Here is a 19,868-nt window from a genome sequence, read left to right on the forward strand (position 1 = left end):
AACAGCGTCAGTGGCTTTTTCCGCCGCATCAGATGCTGCTTTATCGGCTGCTTCAGGTACTTTCTTCACTGCATCAACAGCCTTATTAACAGCGTCAGTGGCTTTTTCCGCTGTATCAGATGCTGCTTTATCGGCTGCTTCAGGTACTTTCTTCACTGCATCAACAGCCTTATTAACAGCGTCAGTGGCTTTCTCCGCTGCATCAGATGCTGCTTTATCAGCTGCTTCAGGTGCTTCCTTCACAGCATCGACAGCCTTATCAACAGCGTCAGTGGCTTTTTCCGCTGCATCAGATGCTGCTTTATCGGCTGCTTCAGGCGCTTTCTTAACATCATCAGTTGCCTTATCAACTGCATCAACTTTATCCGTATCATGTGCAGGATATTCGGAAGCCTTTCGTGCCGCACTTTGAACAAGTGAAGTAGAACAAGCTATGAAAACCCCCATATAAAAGAGTGTTTTCCAATTGATTTTACGATACATTCTTTTTTCCCCTTAAGAGCTTATTAAATAGTTGAAACAAACAATCTTCTTTTTAATGACTATTCATGTCATTCAACGTTGTCACAGCACGTCGATTTTGATTCCAACAGGAAATATCATCACATACTGCTACAGGTCTTTCTTTTCCGTAAGAAATTGTTTGAATCCGTTGTGCAGACACACCTAGAGACACCAAATAGTTTCGCACAGCAACAGCACGGCGCTGTCCAAGTGCCAAGTTATATTCACGTGTTCCCCTCTCATCAGCATGACCTTCGATCATAATAGAATAATAAGGATAATGAAGCAACCATTCTGCTTGGCGCGTTAAAATACGTTCCGCATCAGCATCAAGTGAAGAAGAATCGAGACCAAAAAACACGCGATCACCCACATTAACCGTAAATTCCTGTCCTGAACCTGGTGACATCTGATTCAAACCAGCATCATTCATATAAGCGCCATTCATACCGTTAAGTGCACCAACATTTTTTTTGCCACACCCACCCAAGCATAGTGAGAAAAGAAAGAGGATAGCTAAGGAATGAGAGATGGTTTTTTTGGTAGAGCGCATAGTCCGTTTCTCCTTGAATTTCGTAAAGAAGGGTCAATTCTTAAAAATATTTTTAAGAATAACCGTTAATTCCTAATGAAGACGAAATTTTTTCTGTTTTTTTTCGTCCTCATTTTTACTTTTAAGTCTCTGCCAATTTTTCTTCTCTTTGGCCATTCCTCTAACATTTCCATAAGAAATGTTTCCCTTATGCGTCATGGCTTTTTATGCATCATCTTGATCTTGATCTTGACGATTTTTTTGCAGCGCGTTCAGCTTTGCAAAAACTTTATCAGCGTCAAAAGTCTTATGCAGATTGTCTTCACTCTCATTTTCCTCTAGAGCAGCGTTTTCCGTCACAGAAGCGGGAAGCAACGACCTATCTTCTTCTGCAGCAACAGGGCGATTTTTCGCCGCACGCTGGAGCTCAAAATCTAAATCGATTTGCGAACACAAACCAAGACCTACAGGATCAAGAGGAACCAAATTTGCACTATTCCAATGGGTTCTAAGGCGGATTTGTTCAATTGTCGCTTTTGTTGTCCCAATCAACCGTGCAATTTGTGCATCTTTCAACTCGGGATGGTTTGTAACCAACCATAGGATACCATTGGGACGATCTTGGCGTCGAGAAAGAGGGATATAGCGCGCCCCTTTACGTTTTTTTTCAGGAATATGCACCCTCGATTGAGAAATTTTCAATCGTGCGTTTTGATCAGCCTCCACCCGTGCAATTTCACTGCGCGTCAATTGCCCAGAACTAATCGGATCTAAACCTTTAATACCATAAGCCGCATCACCATCGGCAATAGCTTTTACTTCCAAGACATGCAATTTACAAAATTCTGCAATCTGATCAAAAGAAAGAGCTGTATTATCAACCAACCAAACAGCTGTTGCTTTGGGCATCAAAAGTTGCGTTGCCATTTTTATAAATCCTCTTCTGCGCCTCTTCTATGAGGCAGGTTACCGCCCACTCAAGAGCACTGGAACTTTTTTATATGTTTAGGTCTCTCCAACCACTCCTAAAACAAAGCGAGGCATGGAATAAACCATTTTGCTATGAGATTACATTCTGTTATAGCGTTATTTTTGCTCAACGACAAGAGATCTCTCTTGTAATGATCCTCAACTAAGGTGTCTTTACCTTTAAGATGAATTTTCTTATAAAGGGTTTATTCGATTATTTCACCTCATGCTGTGGCACATTTATTCTGGTGGGATGCGTGCTTTATCGCCTTAAATTCTAAAGAGTATCCAACTGGCAAAAAAGCCCTCAAATAGGAAGGAAAACTATGGCAGGCCATTCACAATTTAAAAATATTATGCACCGTAAAGGGCGTCAAGATGCAATGCGCTCGAAAATATTTTCTAAACTTGCACGCGAAATTACCGTAGCAGCAAAACAAGGTGCTCCTGATCCAGCCATGAATCCACGTTTAAGGCTGGCTGTTCAAAATGCCAAAGCACAATCGATGCCGAAAGATAATATTGAACGCGCGATTAAAAAAGCGTCAGGCGCCGATGTCGAAAATTATGATGAAGTACGCTATGAGGGCTATGGACCAGGTGGCGTTGCCGTCATTGTTGAAGCTTTAACCGATAACCGCAACCGCACCGCTTCAAATGTGCGCGCCGCCTTCACAAAATCAGGAGGAGCCTTAGGGGAAACAGGATCGGTCAGTTTCATGTTTAATCGGATTGGTGAAATAATCTATAAGCCAGAAGCAGGGACAGCCGATAACATCATGGATGCAGCAATTGAAGCCGGTGCCGAAGATGTGCAATCAGAAGAAACCGGACATCATATTACCTGCGCATTTGAAGATATTGGTGAAGTTTCCAAAACACTTGAAGCAAAACTTGGTGAAGCAGAATCGATTAAAACGATTTGGAAAGCCACCACCCTTGCACCAATAGATGAAGAAAAAGCTTTGTCCGTTTTACGACTGATTTCAACATTAGAAGAAGATGATGATGTGCAAAATGTTTATGCAAATTTTGATGTCAGTGATGAGATTTTGGCAAAATTGTCTGTATAATTCCCATCATTTGCATAAGCCCTCTCTTCATGCATGAGGGCTTCAAAAGCATCTGTCACCCCTCCTCTTTATCCGCACATATAAAAGCCCCGCGTCAATAGCGGGGTAAGCCATTGATGCAACAAGAAACCACAATCAATCGCAGAAAACATAATCCCAAAAAGAAAAGCATACAAAACTCTGTAGCCTCACGCCTTTCTTACATGCCCCAAAGATTATCCCTATATCCCCTCTCTATTTTATCTTTTTGTTCTTTAAGATTAACCTCCTCTCTCCGCTCTCAAGTAATGAAATGATCTAGCCTCTAAACAATTAGGGGTTTCTTGACGTATTCCTATGACGAATCACTCATAAAATTCACTTGAAACTTAAGGCTCAACAAACATACACTCCCCTAAATATTCGCTACGCACTTAAAAAACACTTAGAATATATCAAGGAGGTTTATACGCCCTATATCCCCACACCTCAAAGGGCAGTGTTTTTACAACATCACAGAATAAAAATAAGCAAATGGAAAGCCAGAGCTGATTGTTTAGCAAAGTATTGTACAAAAAGCCGGTACATCTCTCTAATCCGTTGCGGATAAATTTTTGACTTTATGGCATTAACTTTATGGCATCGTATATTTCTAAAATAACGTCATTTATCTTAAAAATCTGTCCTTTTGCTCTTACCAATCAATCAAGATTCAGATCTAAAACAACCGCGTACTTGAATAAAACACATCAAAGAGCAACAGCCCCCCTGACAAGAGTCCCGACTCTTCACAAACAAAATCGAAGAGGAAGTTAAAAAAATATATATAGCGACACTTTGAATAAAAAGTTGAAATCTAAAGACCTCAGAATTTTCGACTCTATTTTTTCAAGGTCTTGTTTTGAATTTTTTTAAGCATTTTCCCCCAAGGAAATTCCATTATCGATCAACAACCGTAGATGATAGATGAAATCTACATAACTCCCCATACCCACTATAATCAATTCCTTCTTTTAAATAATTAAAGACAATTGAGATTGTTTAAACTTGAGACTGTGTAGACTATATTCCTTCTATATTCTGTTTTTAAGCATTTTGTTTTACTGTACATTGAGCAAAGGCGACCATGCTGGATCTGAAGCATCATTGGGGGTAGGGAGTTGTCGTTCATTGCGACCCGTAATATCAATCGTATAAATTTTTGGTCCCATACCGGGATTTTTGCGAAAGAACATCAGCACACGACCATTAGGGGCCCAAGTTGGTCCTTCATTGTGAAACCCCGTGGTTAAAATTCGTTCTCCTTGTCCATCAGGGCGCATAACTCCGATAGAAAATTGTCCGCTTAATTGTTTTGTAAAGGCGATATAGTCACCCCGTGGAGACCAAATAGGTGTTGAATAACTCCCATCGTTTGAAGAAATACGTTGAATATCACTCCCATCCGCATTCATTTTATAGATTTGCGGCTTTCCACTACGATCTGAAGAAAAGACAATTTGTTTTCCATCCGGTGAATAAGAAGCAGACGTATCAATAGCAGAAGTTGTTGTAAGTCGCGTCATCGTACGGGTTCGTAAATCCATAGTGTAAAGATTGGCACTCCCATCATTTTGTAACAAACTCATAATAACTTTTTGTCCATCAGAAGAAAAACGCGGCGCAATTGTCATGTTATTAAACGTTCCGATCAACTCTCTTTGCCCCATTTCAATTTGTTGGAGATAAACATGAGGTACTTGATTGTCCTCGTAAGCCATATAGGTCAATTCTTGTCTTTTTGGTGAAAACCGCGGTGTAAGCACCAATTCACTTCCATCAGACATATAAATCAAATTTGCTCCATCTTGATCCATCATTGCTAAACGTTTAATGCGTGCATTTTGAGGCCCTGTTTCATCGATAAAAACAATCCTTGTATCAAAATAACCACTTTCTCCTGTCATCTCACTATAAATCTCATCTGCAATCATATGTGCCACACGCCGCCAACGTTCTGTCGCGGTATAAAAACGCCGTCCTTTCAATTGTCTTTGTCCAAAAACATCCCATAAACGAAAATCGACCCTCAAACGTCCATCGATTTCTCTCATGATTTGCCCAGTAACTAAACCTTGCGCTTTTATTTTCTGCCAAGAAGCAAAATGCGGTTGTTTATTAGGATTAGAAATGTTTTCCAAAAAATTTGCTTTATCAAGCGGTAAAAAAAGCCCCGACCGTTCAAGATCAGCTGTCACCACAGCAGATATTTTCAACCCAATCGAATCATTGGAAATAAAGTCTGTAATTGCAATGGGAATGGGATTAAAATCAGCGCTTGAAATCGTCCCTTTCAATTGCGCATAAACCAATGAAATACTTGAAAGCCACAACCCACAAGTGACAATAAACCAAGCAAAAACTTTATGTCTCGTTATAGTCATCATGGAATGTGTCCTTTCGTTAAGCGCTTTTTTCTCGTTTATCATCTTATTTCTTGGAGGGGATCAACATTAAAGTCAAAACCTTGCCCCCATAGATCATATTGATCACGTGGGAGATCTGCATAAGGTTGGCATGAAAAGACAGCAGCATACACCTGCCTTATCATAATAGCTTGTTGACTCTCAAGGCCGCTTATGGGATCAATGATAGGATCACCCACAACCATCCCTTCACGGTCTAAATAAAATCGCAACCGCACGACCGGACGATTTTTTAAATCGCCGCCAAGCGCCACAAGTTTAAGCTTCTGTTGAATACATCCCCCCGCAATATTGACCAATGTTTGTGCCATTTTTGTGGTATCATTAATATTTTTTCTTGCACCCAAAGCTTCTGGTGTATGAGAACGTTTTGCTCCCCCTCCTTGTGACCGCGCACGATTGAGCAAATTATTTTCCTCCAGAGCTAAAATATCTTCAATAGTCTGTTTCTCTTGGTTTTTCTTGTTAAGCTTTGGCGTCTTTTGATTCAATGCAGCCTCATTCTTCTTTGGAAACTCTCCGTCAAACTTTGGTTTAAACTGTGGAAGAAGAGATTTTTCTGGAAGTACAATTTTAGGCGCTTGATGAACAATCTGCTCTGCTGGTACTTTTGGGACCGTTGGAGCCAATTCTTTTGGCGATATCATTTCTTCATTTTTGTGCGCAGGCTTGAGCGCAACCTTAGAGGCATCCTCCGGTGCCTCCAAAGGCATCTCAGGCGCAACCTTGGGCGCATCCTCCGGTGCCTCCAAAGGCGTCTCAGGCGCAACCTTGGGTGCATCCTCCAGTGCCTCCAAAGGCGTCTCAGGCGCAACCTTGGGTGCATCCTCCAGTGCCTCCAAAGGCATCTCAGGTGCAACCTTGGGCGCATCCTCCGGTGCCTCCAAAGGCATCTCAGGCGCAACCTTGGGCGCATCCTCCGGTGCCTCCAAAGGCATCTCAGGCGCAACCTTGGGCGCATCCTCCGGTGGTGCCTCCAAAAGCATCTCAGGCGCAACCTTGGGTGCATCCTCCAGTGCCTCCAAAGGCATCTCAGGTGCAACCTTGGGTGCATCCTCTGTTTTTGCTTCTAATAATTCTGGTTTTGTAAGTTCTGGTGCAAATGTTTCTGATGTGTTCTCGCTTGATGGTGGCGATGCTGTTTCAACGGGACGCAGCTTTTCCTTTGGTTGAAATGGTGCAAGACTATCTATTTGTCCCTCTCCAATATGGCGTGCATCTTCTTTCTCTTGTGGCTGCATAGTTGGTTTGACGGCAGGGATTGCACGGATAGGAGCCTTCACGGCTCCTTGTTGAGAGGAAAACTCGTCCACCAAAGGAGCAAGAGTGATGGGAATTGCTTCCAACGGTTGTGGTAAAGAGACAGAGTTTGTAAACTGAACGGCTCCCCAACTGAGAAAAATGACATGGACCACAAGGGATAAAGCCAAGCCTCGTTTCATACTATGATAAGAGTCTTTGTTCATTCTTTATGCCTTACTTATGCCTTACATTTTTTCATTTTTAATCACTCTACGCTCTTTTTAAAAACATCTTAAAAACAACCGGTTATGCACAATTTTATTACTTATTATTTATTGTGCTAAACTTGCTAACGCAACTTGAGAAAACCCCGCTTTTTGAATATCTGCCAGCAGTTTTAATACTTGCTGATATTCAACAGTTTTAGCAACCCGTACAAAAACCCGTTGATCTTTTTGTGTAGCATCTGCTTCCAGAAGAGTTTTCAGGTGTGCAATCAGGGCCTGTGACGTTTCATAATAATCTTGATTAATGGCAAAGCGCCCTTGCGCGTCAAGTGAAACCGTAAGAGGTGTTTTTTGAGCTCGTACGGGACCCGCTTGACTACGAGGCAAATCTAGAGGAACACCGTTCACTAAAAGGGGGGCAGAGACCATAAAAATAATCAACAAGACCAGCATGACATCCACAAAAGGAGTGACATTGATCTCACTCATCAGTTGGCTTCGTGAATGATGCCACCTACGTGTATTTTTGCGAGAAGAAGAAGCAACAAAAACGCCCATGGGATAAGATCCTTTTTATAAAGAGGAAGGTGCTGTGCGTGTTTCATCAATACGCCGCGATACAATTGTTGAAAATTCATCGGCAAAATTTTCTATTTGTGCAATGATGCGCGCACTTTCATGGGTCAACTTGTTATAAGCAATAACAGCTGGAATTGCTGCAAACAAACCAATCGCGGTTGCCAAAAGCGCTTCTGCAATCCCTGGCGCGACAATGGCAAGTGATGTATTTTGAGAAGCTGAAATAGAAAGAAAAGACTCCATAATACCAATAACTGTTCCAAAAAGTCCGATAAAAGGTCCCGCAGACCCCAGTGTCGCAAGAAAACTTAATTTTGATTCTATTTTTTCACTTTCACGTCCCAGCGTCAAATCCATAGCCTTATCAATTCTGCTCTGCAAACTTTTCGATGTATGGGTCCCTTTTTCAAGAGATTTTTTCCATTCAACCATTGCTGCCATAAAAACTGCGGATATACTATTGGTACGTTGACTTTTGCATGATGCATAAAGATCTTCTAGCGCTTTGCCAGACCAAAATGTGCGTTCAAACTGCTTTATTTCACGCCGTATTCTCCGATACGTAAAAATTTTATCAAAAATAATTGCCCAACTCCAGATAGAAGCGAGCAGCAACCCGATCATAACACCTTTCACGATCCAACTCGCTTGCATAAACAAATGCAACATTCCAATTGTTTCTGGATTCGTTAGTTCACCATGCGGCATAATTTTTGTCCCTCTAAATGAAAGATGCATTTTTTAAAATTTTATAAAACAGATTATTTTATATTTTCTAAATTTAGGTAAAGACTCTAGTCTCACATAAATCCATGCGCTAAAACAAGACTTGTTTCTTAAATTTCCTTAAAAAGTGATGACGAGAGACATCCCTCAATACACGCCCCCCATCATTTCACAACAGCATTTATGAAAAATATAACGATAAGGATTTCTCCATAAATGCTATAAAAATAAAAGATATAAAAATGCATGATATAAAATCTATTATGCACCACCATCTTTACGCTTATGAAAAGAACGCTAAATCATCATACGCGTTTTAAGCTTAAAATGCTGCAATAAGTCTTAGCACTTGAAAAGATTCATAAGAAGCATTTTATTCCTTTCTTAAGTGTTTTTGTACCCACTCATCAACCCCGCTTGTGATATGTAAGAAAATGTTTTTGATTAATTCGCGGCAATAGAGCTTGAAAAGAAAAAATTTTACAAGTTTCAGAATTATCTGAAAGTGACAACGCAATGAATTATCATTGTAAATAAATATGTTATAATCATAAAAGATGACGCTTTGCCTCAGGCTATTGTTTCTCTCATTTTCCATCGAATTGAATACGGAGTACACCATCGGGCACAAAAAACGATACTAAACCACCCTACCACACCTCACAACAATGCGCCTCACCCATGCACCCCTATTATAAGTCCTATATAATCTAGTGTAAGTCTCATGTAATCTCATTATGTTGTGAATTAGACCCTTTCAATGCCTATCATCTCTCTAGCACCATGGTATAATGTACAAGCTTCTGTGACATGAAAAAAGCCTTTTCACATCTTTACTTCATCAAAACCGGCTTCTACGCTCTCTTTGCTCACTTGCGATATTTGATCGTTATTGCATTGAGAATGATCCATAAGGAACATTTTTACAATTTTTTCAATGATTTTAATTGTTCTCTTATGATGTGTAAGCAAATGATTTTAATTGTTTCAACATGAACAGATTTGAAATGAAAGTATTTTATTCTCTTCCTCTATTAGGGTTTGTACCCGTGAGAAGTGATAATTTATCTTTCTAAGTCAATATATTATATAGAATAATATGCTTTTGAAACTTTAAATGCAAGAATGCATTTCTGCTTTATATACATTGATCTCTCACTCATTTACTACGCTTAGAAGCGCACATAAAGTGATGCATTATAGCACATAAAGTCATGCATGATGGATAGAAATGGATGAAACACGCGCTCTTATGATGCCAAATGACAATCCAGTAAAAAACAAATCAAATTGCTTAAAAACACCCTTTGGGTGTTTTTGAGACAATTTTCGACCTAATGGCTTAATTATCACTTTATTGCAATATTGCGCTGGGTATGTGCATTTTTATAAAAATAAATCTTAATCCATTTTTATTTTTTTTGTACTTTTCTGTTGTTTTCCGATGCCAACAAACCTTTCTTCAAAAGAAAGAAAAATATCTTGAGTTTATAGCAGAAAATGGATGAGGCGTGTTTAATTTTGTGGGATATCATCTTCAATTTATTGTAGTTATTGTAGCAGAGGTGCTTTCTTTTGCTGTATCGTGTAACCTTGTTAGAAAACATCTAGGCTATGATAAATGTATAGTCTTAGATTGTAGATTACTTTATATCTGCTGATCTCTCCTGAAACTGCTAATTCAATGAATAACACTTTTAACCAAGCATTTTTGCAAAAAGTTCTTTGGGTAAACGTCGCGGTTTTGCCTCCTCATTAATCAGAGCAATTTCAACTTTTGCTGTTACCAACGTGGTCATCTCATGCAAAATAGATTGCTCCATAAAAAAGCGTGCCCCTTGGATATGAGTAACACGTGTTTTAACGACTAAAAGATGATCAATTTTAGCGGGTCTTGAAAAATTAATTTCCATATGACGAACAACAAAAAATAGTTTTTCCCCCTCACCCCCTGCTGCTAACATCTTATTATTAAAACCGGTATCCCGTAAAAACTCTGAACGTCCTCGTTCAAAAAACTCAAGATAACGCGCATGATAAACTACACCGGAAAAATCTGTATCCGCAACATAAACGCGGACCTGAAAATTATGAAAAGCGTTTGTATGATTGCTCTTAAAAGGTGTTATTTCTGTCATCGACTTCATATCCCATAAAATCATCTAATATAGCAAATTATCTATCAATCAAAAGATTGAACACATTTTTGTGTTGAAGTTGTGAAAAGCAAAAGCAAAAAATCTTTAATAGTGCCAAACCTTTTTAGCCAGAATATGCTAAAAGAAGGCACGTCTCTTGTATTTTATGACCTTGCTATAAAATATTCACATAGTTTCTTTTAATAAAGAGAATGCCTTAGTCATCTTCCCCATCCCATAAAGATGTCTGAAGTGATGAATTGTCTTGAGCATCAGAAAGTTGAGAACGCCTTTGTATAGACGTTGTAGAGGCTGGAGCAGAAAGCCCTAAATGACTCCAAGCCTTTTCAGTTAGAATGCGTCCACGAGCGGTTCTTTGAATAAAACCTTGTTGGAGCAAATACGGTTCAACAATATCTTCAATGGCATCGCGTGGTTCTGATAAAGCAGCAGCAATTGTTTCAATCCCCACCGGTCCCCCTAAAAAAGTTTCCGCAATCAGGAGCAAGTAGCGGCGGTCAAGCGGATCAAGCCCAAGATGATCAACCTCAAGGCGCGAAAGGGCTTCATCGGCGATTTTTTGGTCAATTTGTTTTGCTTGTTTAACCAAAGCAAAATCACAAACGCGCCGTAAAAGCCGTCCGGCAATACGAGGGGTCCCCCGTGCTCTGCGTGCAATTTCATGAGCACCATCATCACTGATCTTAACGGCAAAAAGTCGTGCATTGCGCTGCACAATATATTCCAATTCTTCTATCGTATAAAAATTGAGACGAATTGGGATGCCAAAACGGTCTCGTAGAGGTGTGGTTAAAAGCCCCAAACGTGTGGTTGCCGCTACCAAAGTAAATTTAGCCAGATCAATTTTCACCGAGCGTGCGGCCGGCCCCTCCCCAATGATCAAATCAAGTTGATAATCTTCCATTGCTGGGTACAGAATTTCTTCAATCGCCGGATTTAAGCGATGAATTTCATCAATAAACAAGACATCACGTTCTTCGAGATTGGTCAAGAGAGCGGCTAAATCTCCTGCTTTAGCGATGACCGGCCCTGAAGTAGAGCGAAAATTAACGCCTAATTCTTTTGCCATAATCTGTGAAAGCGTTGTTTTTCCCAACCCCGGTGGCCCTACAAACAAAACGTGATCCAGCGCTTCTTGCCGCGTTTTTGCTGCTTCAATAAATATTTTTAAATTAGCCCGCGCCGCTTCTTGACCAATAAAGTCATCGAGAACTTGTGGCCTCAAGGAACGATCTGGATCGTTAGGAAGGGGGGCGGAACCCAGAAGGCGTTTATCTTCATCTTTATGCATTGTTACCTTGATTTTAAGTAGGAGAAGAAAGCAATTTGAGACTATGGCGGATCAGCAGGGCAGAAGAAACAGTTTCCCCCTCAAGAGCGTTCATCGCAAGAGCAAGAGCACGAGATGCATGCTCCCGTTCAAACCCTAGCTTCATCAACGCGGAAAGCGCGTCATGCGCAGGTTGATTGGTCATCTCACGCTGAGAAACCGAAACAGTCTTGACAGCTTGTTCAAAGGGGGGTGTTTTACTTTTCAGTTCACCCACAATTCTTTCACTGACTTTTTTACCAACGCCCGGCGCTCGACTAATCATCGCAACATCGTTTAAAGCAATAGCCTGTGCAAGTTCATCTGGCGATAAAGTACCCAAGATTGCCAAAGCAACCTTTGCCCCTACTCCAGGAACATTTTGTAGAAGACAAAACCACTCCTGTTCAGCTCTTGTAGCAAAACCAAAAAGGCGGATTGCGTCTTCCCGAACATGCGTTTCAATAAAAAGGCTTAACGCCTCCCCAACCGAGGGTAAAGAAGGACGCAGCCGATTTGACACAAAAACAACATACCCCACACCGTGAACATCAAGAAGGATATGATCATCAAAGATATGTTCAAGAGTGCCCTTTAATTTGCCAATCATGCTTCCACCCCACTCATATCGCCATCCTTGCCTGATAAGACCGGTCAATACTGTTACGGTGCATACTATGACAAAGAGCAAGAGCAAGAGCATCGGCCGCATCACTGCTATCAAATTCAGCCCGTGGGAGGAGAACTTTGACCATCATATGGATTTGTTCTTTAGCCCCATGTCCAACCCCAATAACTGATTTTTTCACTTTGTTGGGCGCATATTCAAAAACAGGAAGATTTGCTTGCGCAGGAACCAGTAGTGCAATTGCACGCGCTTGGCCAAGTTTTAAAGTTGCTGTAGCATCTTTGTTGACAAATACATGTTCTACAGCGGCTTCATGGGGCATAAATTGATGCACAACCTCTGAAAGACCTTTGTGGATCTGACATAGTCTGGAAGCCAGCTCACGCTGTACATCAGAAGAAACCGTCCCTGCTGCAATAAACTGAAGACGATTACCCGCAACATCGATAACGCCCCACCCTGTACGCCGTAATCCGGGATCAATGCCTATAATACGAATCGTCTCTGCCATAAACTACAGTCTATACACTTTTCCCCCCTGAGAATAAAGATGTGAATAAAGACAAGACCACAAAGAAAACAGCAACCCAAGACAAAACCAGTAAAAAGATAATCATATCCCCCAAATTTATACAATTATAACACGCAACGAACAGCATCTTTATGGAATACACTTTATGAAGCATAACTGAAATCAATCAAAACCATTCACACATCACAAGCAAGAATCCTGTCAAACAACCTTATAAAACATAAAATTTCCCTTTCTATGGTCATATCCAATGCCATAACGGTTAAACATCGCAAGCGAGCAAATAGATCAGTGCTGGATTGCACATTCATAATGTGTAAAGAGGCTATGCAATGGATGGTACACACTTTACGAAAACTTTTTACATTATAGCATGACGCCACCATAACAAGGCAACACGTTGATTTATAAAGATAATTAATTATTTTGTATATTGCATAAGAATCCCGAATATCCTAAGATTTTCTCATTACAAATCTGTTTATCTTGAATCAATCAAAACCATTCTCTTACATATGAAACGTGGGATTGCCGTATAGAGTAAAACTATACAAGAAAGGACTAAAAATGCCTCTAATGAATTGTCTCAAGTTCCAAAGGCTGTTGCAACATTGGGGACTGGCAAAGATGATGATAGTGCCGGCTTTTTCCTTTGCAAGCGTAAAAATGAGAGAGGCTCAACGAATGTGAATAAGAACTGAGAGGTGTTTTTGAATATACTCATCACACCACAATGACATTGCATAGAGAGGGACATTTCATAGAGAGGAACATGCATAGGGGCACAGGGAACCCATGGGGCATTCATTATATGGCACTTTATTTTGGATATTTTATTTTACGCGAGGGAAAATAACTTCCATTCAAAACAAGAGAAGCCCCAAAACTGCAACAATGTATATCATCCTCATTAACACACACTTTACAGCAGCTTTATAGGCATAAATTATAGAGCATAAATAAATTGATGTACAAGCCCCCTGCTCTATCTTAGAGCCAAAACAAAATCACACGATAGATCAACAGAAAGTGTTCTAGCTGCAATCAACAAAAGCCGATTTCCCACAAAGACCAACCATACTCCATCCCATGCCATAATTCGCAATCAATACCTATACCCTTCAGCTATAAGCTCAAGATATTTCCTACGCTCAAATAGAAATTAAGCAGAAAAAAGCACTCTAGATTAGTTTTAATTGTGAAATTTCGGTTGTAAAAAAAAATGGGTATACTGCTCTAAATATCGCAAGAAAGAAGCAAGGAGCTATTCTTCTCAGAACGCCCAAAAGCTGTTTTCAGTAATTCGATTTATTTTCCCACTGGATTATCATCGCTTAAACGTACAGCCGCCGCTTATTGACCAAAGCGCTTAAACTACAGCCGCATCTCTAAATGAAACAAAATGCACGCTTCTAAACGTAATGAATGAGAACAAATTGACGGAAATTTTCTGGCAATTCATGCCAATAAAAGGGAAATTTTCCAATATTGGTGTATGAAGTGACACTTTTACAATTTCTTTTTATTTGTTACGATGACATTTCCCCTTCGCACAAAGCAAGGGAGTACCTCTAAGAACGCCCAAAGGCTGTTTTGAGCAATTCGATTTGTTTTCCCACTGGATTATCATCTTCTAGAGCACAGGAGGCCGCAGTTTCCCACCCAGCACGCATATAGGTTATGCGCGCTTCTAAACGCAATGAATGAGAAACAAATTGGCGAAAAACTTCTGGCAATTCATGCCAATGCGGGGTTTCAAGTTCCAATGTCGGTGTATGAAGTGACACTTTTACAATTTCTTTTTTTATTTGTTCTGATGACATTTCCCCTTCACGCTCTGCGCGAAGAAGAAGGAGTTGAGAAGCGATTTGCATAAGTCGTGTACTTAAATACATAGCCTCTTTCGCATAGACTGCAGAAACCTCTGCCGAAAGAGAGCGTGCCACTAATTTCCCTTCTGAGTCAATATACGCTGCGGTTTTTTCAATCAGCGCCATTGTTTCTTCATAGAGACGATTAAAAGCATTTTCAAAAGCATTATGCTCAATCATGATAATAGGTTCATCATATGGACGTTTATGTACACTCACGCTTTTATACTCCAAGTATCAGCACAAAATCATACCCCTTAACGAATAGAGTATTAAAAAGTTTCTTTTGTTGCTGTATAGAACGCTTTTTTTTAAAACTGCTACCTCTTTTATTTTTTTTGCGCAACGCACTTTTTATACTAAGGTTAACGTGCCCAACAAACACTACAGGAATGTTTTTTATAAACGGATCATTTTCCTTGAAAACGACCACTGCCAAGATTGCCGTTTTTCACAATAATAAGCGACTCCAAATTGCAAAGCAATACCCGTTATTATTAAGAAGGTATCGGAAAAAACCGTTTCTGTCATCACTGTTTTTATAATTTGTCCAAACATCGCAAAAATGGTTCCCGTTACAAAGACCGGTAAACTATGTTTTCCTAAAATTGCTAAAGGATGTTTCTGAGAGACATAAAACCATTTATTGATGCGCGGCAAAGAAAGAATGAGAAAGGCTAATGCAAGAACATGGAGTAAACGTGGCAAGCTTAAAAAGGTTTTATTAAAGTTCAACAATGGGGAAGACCAGCCAAGCCACCCCAAAATGCCCCACCAGTTTAAGCGAACCCATAACAGCGCCAACAAGAGATAGGCTGCCGCACAAACAATCCAAAAAGACTGAAAAGCGATTGTTTTTCCTTGTTTAAGCGCTAAAGTACTGGTCAATCCTATGACGAATAAGAATTGCCAAGACAAAGGATTTAAAAACCACTTTCCCTTTAAAGGATAAGAAGGAGGAGCAATTTTATAAAATCCGCAGATAAGATACAGTGTAAAGGATCCCAAAAGCAGCCATTTTGTCTGCTTACAACTCAAATAAAGGATAAAAGGCGCAAAAAACATCAAAACGATATAAAGAGGAAGAATATTATTATATCCCAATTGATGTCCAAAGCTTAAGGTACTCAAAAATGCGATACCAGGCTCTTTAAAAAAGAGTCCTATATTGTTCATCGATAAAAGTTTTTCTGTTTTCCATAATAAAAAGGCAGCAAAAAAAAGACTTAACGTGACAAAAGTAGTAAAAAGATATGCACCATAGAGCTGCAGAGCTCTGTACCAAAGTTTTCGGATAATAAAAGCAAAGGATTTTTGCTGTAACCGTCCATGAAAGCTTAACCCAAGAGCAATCCCTGAAAGCAAAACAAACACTTCTGCACAATCAGAAAAACCGAAATTTCTATGAGTAAAAGACTCATAGATCGTTCTGGGAATATGGTTGATGAAAATCGTCAATAAGGCTAAAGAACGAAAAACATCAATACGTGTATCACGGCGAAAAGATTGAGTATTATGCTCACGAATACCTTGGTATTTCATCAGTGGACTCCCACACGTCACACCCCCCTTGAAGTCCCATAAAAATGGTGCTTACCCTTATTGCCAACAAGCATGAACAGGATGAAATTTTAATTTTTAAGTGTCAAGTTTCATTTTAAGCGTTTATTTTTTTAAAAGCAAAAGTTTTTTAAAGGCAAAAGAACGAAAAGCGTCCATACGTGTATCACAACAAAAAGGCGACATATTATGCTTAAAAACACTTTCATTTCTCATAAACAGGCTTCCACACACCCACAAATCCTTTAAATTACGTGAAAATGGTAGTCACTTTCATCGCAAATAAGCATAATAGAATGAAACTTTAATTTTTAAGCATTATTTTTTCTAAGAAACAGGGATTTGACATGACACAACAAAAAAATAAACCAATTGATCCACCTCTTTTCCCTCAGTTGATTTTAACACTTGATGTTCGGCGCAACACCCCACACACATTTTTGCAGCAAATTTTGCAAACAAAGTCTTTTGCATGCGTCATCCTCTATGATTCTGAAAAGTTGAAAGATGATAGCTCTTTTTTACAACAACAAGCGCAAACTTACGCAGAAGATATTCAACATCATGACGCAGCCCTTCTCATCGCTGATGACAGCCGCATTGCTGGGCGCATAAAGGCTGATGGATTGCACATAGAAGATGATCTTAACGCTCTTGAAAGCTTCAAAAATCAGCAAAAGGAACAAAAAATTATAGGCTTTGGCAATTTACGCAATCGCCATAGTGCTATGCTTGCAGCGGAAACAGGTGTTGATTACCTGTTCTTTGGAAAACTCGGGGCTGATAAAAAACCCCAAGCGCACCCTCGCAATCTCCAGTTAGCAACATGGTGGGCAGAAATTATGCAAACCCCCGCCATTATCCAAGCAGGAAGCGATTTTTCAACCTTTGATGAAGCCTTAAAGACAGGATGTGAATTCATTGCTGTAGAAGAAGTGATTTTGGGGAACGACAACCCCTTAATACTGCTTAAAACAATGCAAGAAAAATGTAAAAACACCCCCTTGTAATATAGGAGGAGAATTTATAAATAAAGCGTTAACTTTCGTGCTTCTTATATAGAGCACATAACGGCATATACAAATAGGAGAAAAATTCGTTTCGTTTATTCACAATTCAATCAGATCGCTTCATCACGCAGTAAAATTTCCCATCATTTAGTCAAGTTTTCCCACGTTTCAATCAATTGAATGGAAGGTGACCGTCTCTTTTTGTGCATTGTATAAGAAAATGAAATCCTAAAGCTATTTAAATTCAAATAGTTATAAAAATAAATTAACATTTTATATTAATAACCAGCGATATTGAAAGAATATAAACAATGAAATATAGCGGAACCTTCGAAGACCTTAAAGATATAGTTAAAACAGCTGGATATAAAATCATAGAAACTAAGTCTCTATCACTTAATTCTTCTAAAGGATATCAGATCAAAACCTCCGAAGGAGGCGTTATTAATTGGTATGAAAGCACAAGAACAATCAACGTTCAAGGCAAAGAAAACATAAAACAAAAGTTAATAGAAGATTTAGCAAAGCATATAGAAGAAACATCAACGATTCCTTCCTCAAAAACTGCCCCCAATCCTTCAAATAAAAGAATTTTTATCGTTCATGGTCATGATTGTTATGCCTTAACGGAGCTTGAAAATGTTCTTCTCAAGCTTGGTCTCAAACCATACATCTTACAAAATACGAGTGGCAATGGTTTACCCATCATTCAAACTTTGAAAAAAGAAATTTGTGACAGTTCTATAAGTTTTGGTATTGTACTCCTCACGCATGATGACATGGGTTATGCTATATCTCAAGGTGCAGAAAAAATTCAACCCCGTGCACGACAAAACGTTATTTTCGAAATGGGCATGTTAGCTGCCGCGCTTCCTCTTGAGAGGATTGCTATTCTACAAAAAGAAGGCATTGAAATGCTTTCAGATGTTGGTGGAGTTTACTACCTTTCTTTTAAAGAACACGTAAAAGAAACATTTCCCAAACTTATAGAGCGCTTACAAGAAGCTGATTTCTCTTTTAATACAGATACAATTCATGCATTAAAGTAAATTTGAATAATGCTTATGTTTATTTTTTAAAGCGCACGCCTAAAACCACAAGGCACCCCGCCACATTCCACAAACACACACATATCCTATAGCCTCAAAGGAACGATCACCCCCCACTCTTATTCAAACAGCAAGCGATTGTGCAAATTTAAATGAAGGGACCGAAATTCATTATCGTAGAAGAAATCATTTTAGTGCCTTTGATAAATGCTGGGCTGTTGTCATAATTTTGGTAATTGTTCCAGAAAGGTTTAAGAGGCAGATAGCCTCTGATTAGATTAAAGAAAAATAGGAAATTCACGTCGGGCATGTACTACAGCTACAATTTCGATTTGATTTGCAGCTACTCGATACAATATAAGGTAATTTGGATGCGCTACAATTTCTCGTAATCCTAATACCTTCTCACTCTATCTGTATAAATATGGATGTTTAGCCAATGGCAGTACGGATGCTTCTAAAAACCTTTTCATTCGGCGCGCAGCGGATGGATTTTCGCGAGCAATGTACGTTAAAATCTGACGCAAATCGTCGCGCGCCGAAGACAACCAAACAATCGGAAGCATCAATTTTCCTGTTCAGCTTCAAGCTAACTGATTATAACTTCCATTTCAGCCATAACCTCATCATGCGGAATAGGAGGATATGGATTTGCAAAACTTCTCGCTACCTTACCGCGCAGCCATGCAGTGTAGCTGCTTTCCTGTTCAACGGTTTCGAACTCTGAAATTAGCGGAGAAAGGGTGGTCTTCATAAGATATGTCCTTTCTATCCCCGAATATTGAAGATAATTACTCTTGGTTATGTTGTCAACATTAGCGAATTGAAAATGTTTAACTTTTAAGCGTCCAAAGTTCTTTTGATCTTAAAACTTAAGGCTTTTTAACCCTCTCAAAAAACACGGATCTGATATCATGATTTTGGTAATTGTTCCAGAGAGGTTTAAGAGGCGAATAGCCTCTCATTAAAAAACAAATTTTGTAAGTAAAAAACTATTTTTATTGTAAATTTTCTGAAATTACTTTATGAATTAAAAGGTGTTTTGGTCGCATACGCAACGACCAAGAGGGTCTTGAAAGCCCGAAAATCTAAACATGAATTTACCCCACTTTGTGGGTATCCCGGAATTCCGGGAGTTTTTGCTATGTCCAGGTGCTATAAGCACTAAAAGCAAAAAAAGCTGATTAGATTTCAGTACTTTCAAGCTCCCGGAATACTCATGCGAGGGCGCTCGCAACCGGCGGGGAAAAATGCAATCTCAGAATCTTAATATTGATCTTTTCATTGGCAAAAAAATTCGTTTGAGACGAAAAATGCTAAAAATGTCTCAAAAAACATTGGGTCAACATTTAGGTGTTACTTTCCAACAAATCCAGAAATATGAAAACGGCTTAAATCGTGTCAGCGCAGGGCGTTTAATGGAAATTTCTGATATCTTGAATGTTCCCATTGCC

The 19,868-nt window shown here is 39.5% G+C and carries 17 protein-coding genes and 2 pseudogenes; 4 read left to right on the forward strand and 15 right to left on the reverse strand.

Going from position 1 to position 19,868, the window contains the following annotated elements; all coding sequences use genetic code 11:
• The 3 genes and pseudogenes from ACFILT_RS05860 to ACFILT_RS05870 all read right to left on the reverse strand — a co-directional run.
• Positions 1–483 (reverse strand): annotated as a pseudogene (locus ACFILT_RS05860) (tol-pal system protein); the annotation flags it as partial.
• A 52-nt stretch (positions 484–535) separates the two neighbouring features.
• Positions 536–1,057: a peptidoglycan-associated lipoprotein Pal gene (gene pal / locus ACFILT_RS05865; protein ID WP_273790460.1), complete on the reverse strand. Its 522-nt coding sequence runs from the start codon at positions 1,055–1,057 to the stop codon at positions 536–538.
• A 204-nt stretch (positions 1,058–1,261) separates the two neighbouring features.
• A complete protein-coding gene (locus tag ACFILT_RS05870; RefSeq protein WP_273790461.1) occupies positions 1,262–1,963 on the reverse strand; it encodes a DUF1013 domain-containing protein in 702 nt (233 codons plus the stop codon).
• Between the two features lie 368 nt (positions 1,964–2,331).
• Here ACFILT_RS05870 and ACFILT_RS05875 point away from each other — a divergent pair, with 368 nt between their 5' ends.
• A complete protein-coding gene (locus tag ACFILT_RS05875) occupies positions 2,332–3,078 on the forward strand; it encodes a YebC/PmpR family DNA-binding transcriptional regulator (protein WP_254492472.1) in 747 nt (248 codons plus the stop codon).
• 1,079 nt (positions 3,079–4,157) lie between these two features.
• Here ACFILT_RS05875 and tolB read toward each other — a convergent pair.
• The 10 genes from tolB to ACFILT_RS05925 all read right to left on the reverse strand — a co-directional run bounded on the left by tolB (position 4,158) and on the right by ACFILT_RS05925 (position 16,337).
• Positions 4,158–5,483, reverse strand: a complete 1,326-nt coding sequence (gene tolB, locus ACFILT_RS05880; protein WP_375678948.1) for a Tol-Pal system beta propeller repeat protein TolB — start codon at positions 5,481–5,483, stop codon at positions 4,158–4,160.
• A 38-nt stretch (positions 5,484–5,521) separates the two neighbouring features.
• On the reverse strand, positions 5,522–6,988 hold the full coding sequence (locus ACFILT_RS05885) for a cell envelope biogenesis protein TolA (RefSeq protein ID WP_375678949.1): 1,467 nt from the start codon (positions 6,986–6,988) through the stop codon (positions 5,522–5,524).
• 108 nt (positions 6,989–7,096) lie between these two features.
• The gene (gene tolR / locus ACFILT_RS05890) at positions 7,097–7,549 is read right to left on the reverse strand and encodes a protein TolR (RefSeq protein ID WP_375678950.1); all 453 of its coding nucleotides are present in this window, start codon (positions 7,547–7,549) and stop codon (positions 7,097–7,099) included.
• 15 nt (positions 7,550–7,564) lie between these two features.
• Complete coding sequence (tolQ, locus tag ACFILT_RS05895; protein ID WP_375606538.1) at positions 7,565–8,278, reverse strand: protein TolQ; 714 nt, start codon at positions 8,276–8,278, stop codon at positions 7,565–7,567.
• Positions 8,279–9,993: 1,715 nt separating this feature from the next.
• Positions 9,994–10,434 (reverse strand): tol-pal system-associated acyl-CoA thioesterase, encoded by a 441-nt coding sequence (gene ybgC, locus ACFILT_RS05900; protein WP_375611759.1) that lies wholly within the window; start codon positions 10,432–10,434, stop codon positions 9,994–9,996.
• 217 nt (positions 10,435–10,651) lie between these two features.
• Entirely contained in the window at positions 10,652–11,746 is a 1,095-nt protein-coding gene (gene ruvB, locus ACFILT_RS05905; protein ID WP_375613207.1) for a Holliday junction branch migration DNA helicase RuvB, read from the reverse strand.
• A 13-nt stretch (positions 11,747–11,759) separates the two neighbouring features.
• Entirely contained in the window at positions 11,760–12,374 is a 615-nt protein-coding gene (gene ruvA / locus ACFILT_RS05910) for a Holliday junction branch migration protein RuvA (protein ID WP_375678951.1), read from the reverse strand.
• A gap of 13 nt (positions 12,375–12,387) precedes the next feature.
• Positions 12,388–12,903 carry a crossover junction endodeoxyribonuclease RuvC gene (gene ruvC, locus ACFILT_RS05915; RefSeq protein WP_375678952.1) on the reverse strand — a complete coding sequence of 172 codons (516 nt, stop codon included), beginning with the start codon at positions 12,901–12,903 and terminating at the stop codon, positions 12,388–12,390.
• Positions 12,904–14,495: 1,592 nt separating this feature from the next.
• The gene (locus ACFILT_RS05920) at positions 14,496–15,014 is read right to left on the reverse strand and encodes a DUF1465 family protein (protein ID WP_375627992.1); all 519 of its coding nucleotides are present in this window, start codon (positions 15,012–15,014) and stop codon (positions 14,496–14,498) included.
• 180 nt (positions 15,015–15,194) lie between these two features.
• Entirely contained in the window at positions 15,195–16,337 is a 1,143-nt protein-coding gene (locus tag ACFILT_RS05925; protein WP_375678953.1) for an OpgC family protein, read from the reverse strand.
• A 365-nt stretch (positions 16,338–16,702) separates the two neighbouring features.
• Between ACFILT_RS05925 and ACFILT_RS05930 the strand changes: the two genes are divergently transcribed.
• On the forward strand, positions 16,703–17,365 hold the full coding sequence (locus ACFILT_RS05930; protein ID WP_375679734.1) for a thiamine phosphate synthase: 663 nt from the start codon (positions 16,703–16,705) through the stop codon (positions 17,363–17,365).
• Between the two features lie 311 nt (positions 17,366–17,676).
• Positions 17,677–18,414 (forward strand): TIR domain-containing protein, encoded by a 738-nt coding sequence (locus ACFILT_RS05935; protein ID WP_375678955.1) that lies wholly within the window; start codon positions 17,677–17,679, stop codon positions 18,412–18,414.
• A 278-nt stretch (positions 18,415–18,692) separates the two neighbouring features.
• Here ACFILT_RS05935 and ACFILT_RS05940 read toward each other — a convergent pair.
• Together ACFILT_RS05940 and ACFILT_RS05945 are read right to left on the reverse strand one after the other, a co-directional pair.
• Positions 18,693–18,980 (reverse strand): annotated as a pseudogene (locus ACFILT_RS05940) (type II toxin-antitoxin system RelE/ParE family toxin).
• Positions 18,981–19,003: 23 nt separating this feature from the next.
• Positions 19,004–19,168 carry an antitoxin gene (locus ACFILT_RS05945; protein WP_375679735.1) on the reverse strand — a complete coding sequence of 55 codons (165 nt, stop codon included), beginning with the start codon at positions 19,166–19,168 and terminating at the stop codon, positions 19,004–19,006.
• 496 nt (positions 19,169–19,664) lie between these two features.
• Here ACFILT_RS05945 and ACFILT_RS05950 point away from each other — a divergent pair.
• On the forward strand, positions 19,665–19,868 hold a 204-nt coding region (locus ACFILT_RS05950), incomplete at its 3' end, for a helix-turn-helix domain-containing protein (protein WP_375678957.1).

Origin of the sequence: Bartonella sp. AP7XZML (assembly GCF_042195745.1) — a bacterium.
Lineage (GTDB): Bacteria > Pseudomonadota > Alphaproteobacteria > Rhizobiales > Rhizobiaceae > Bartonella.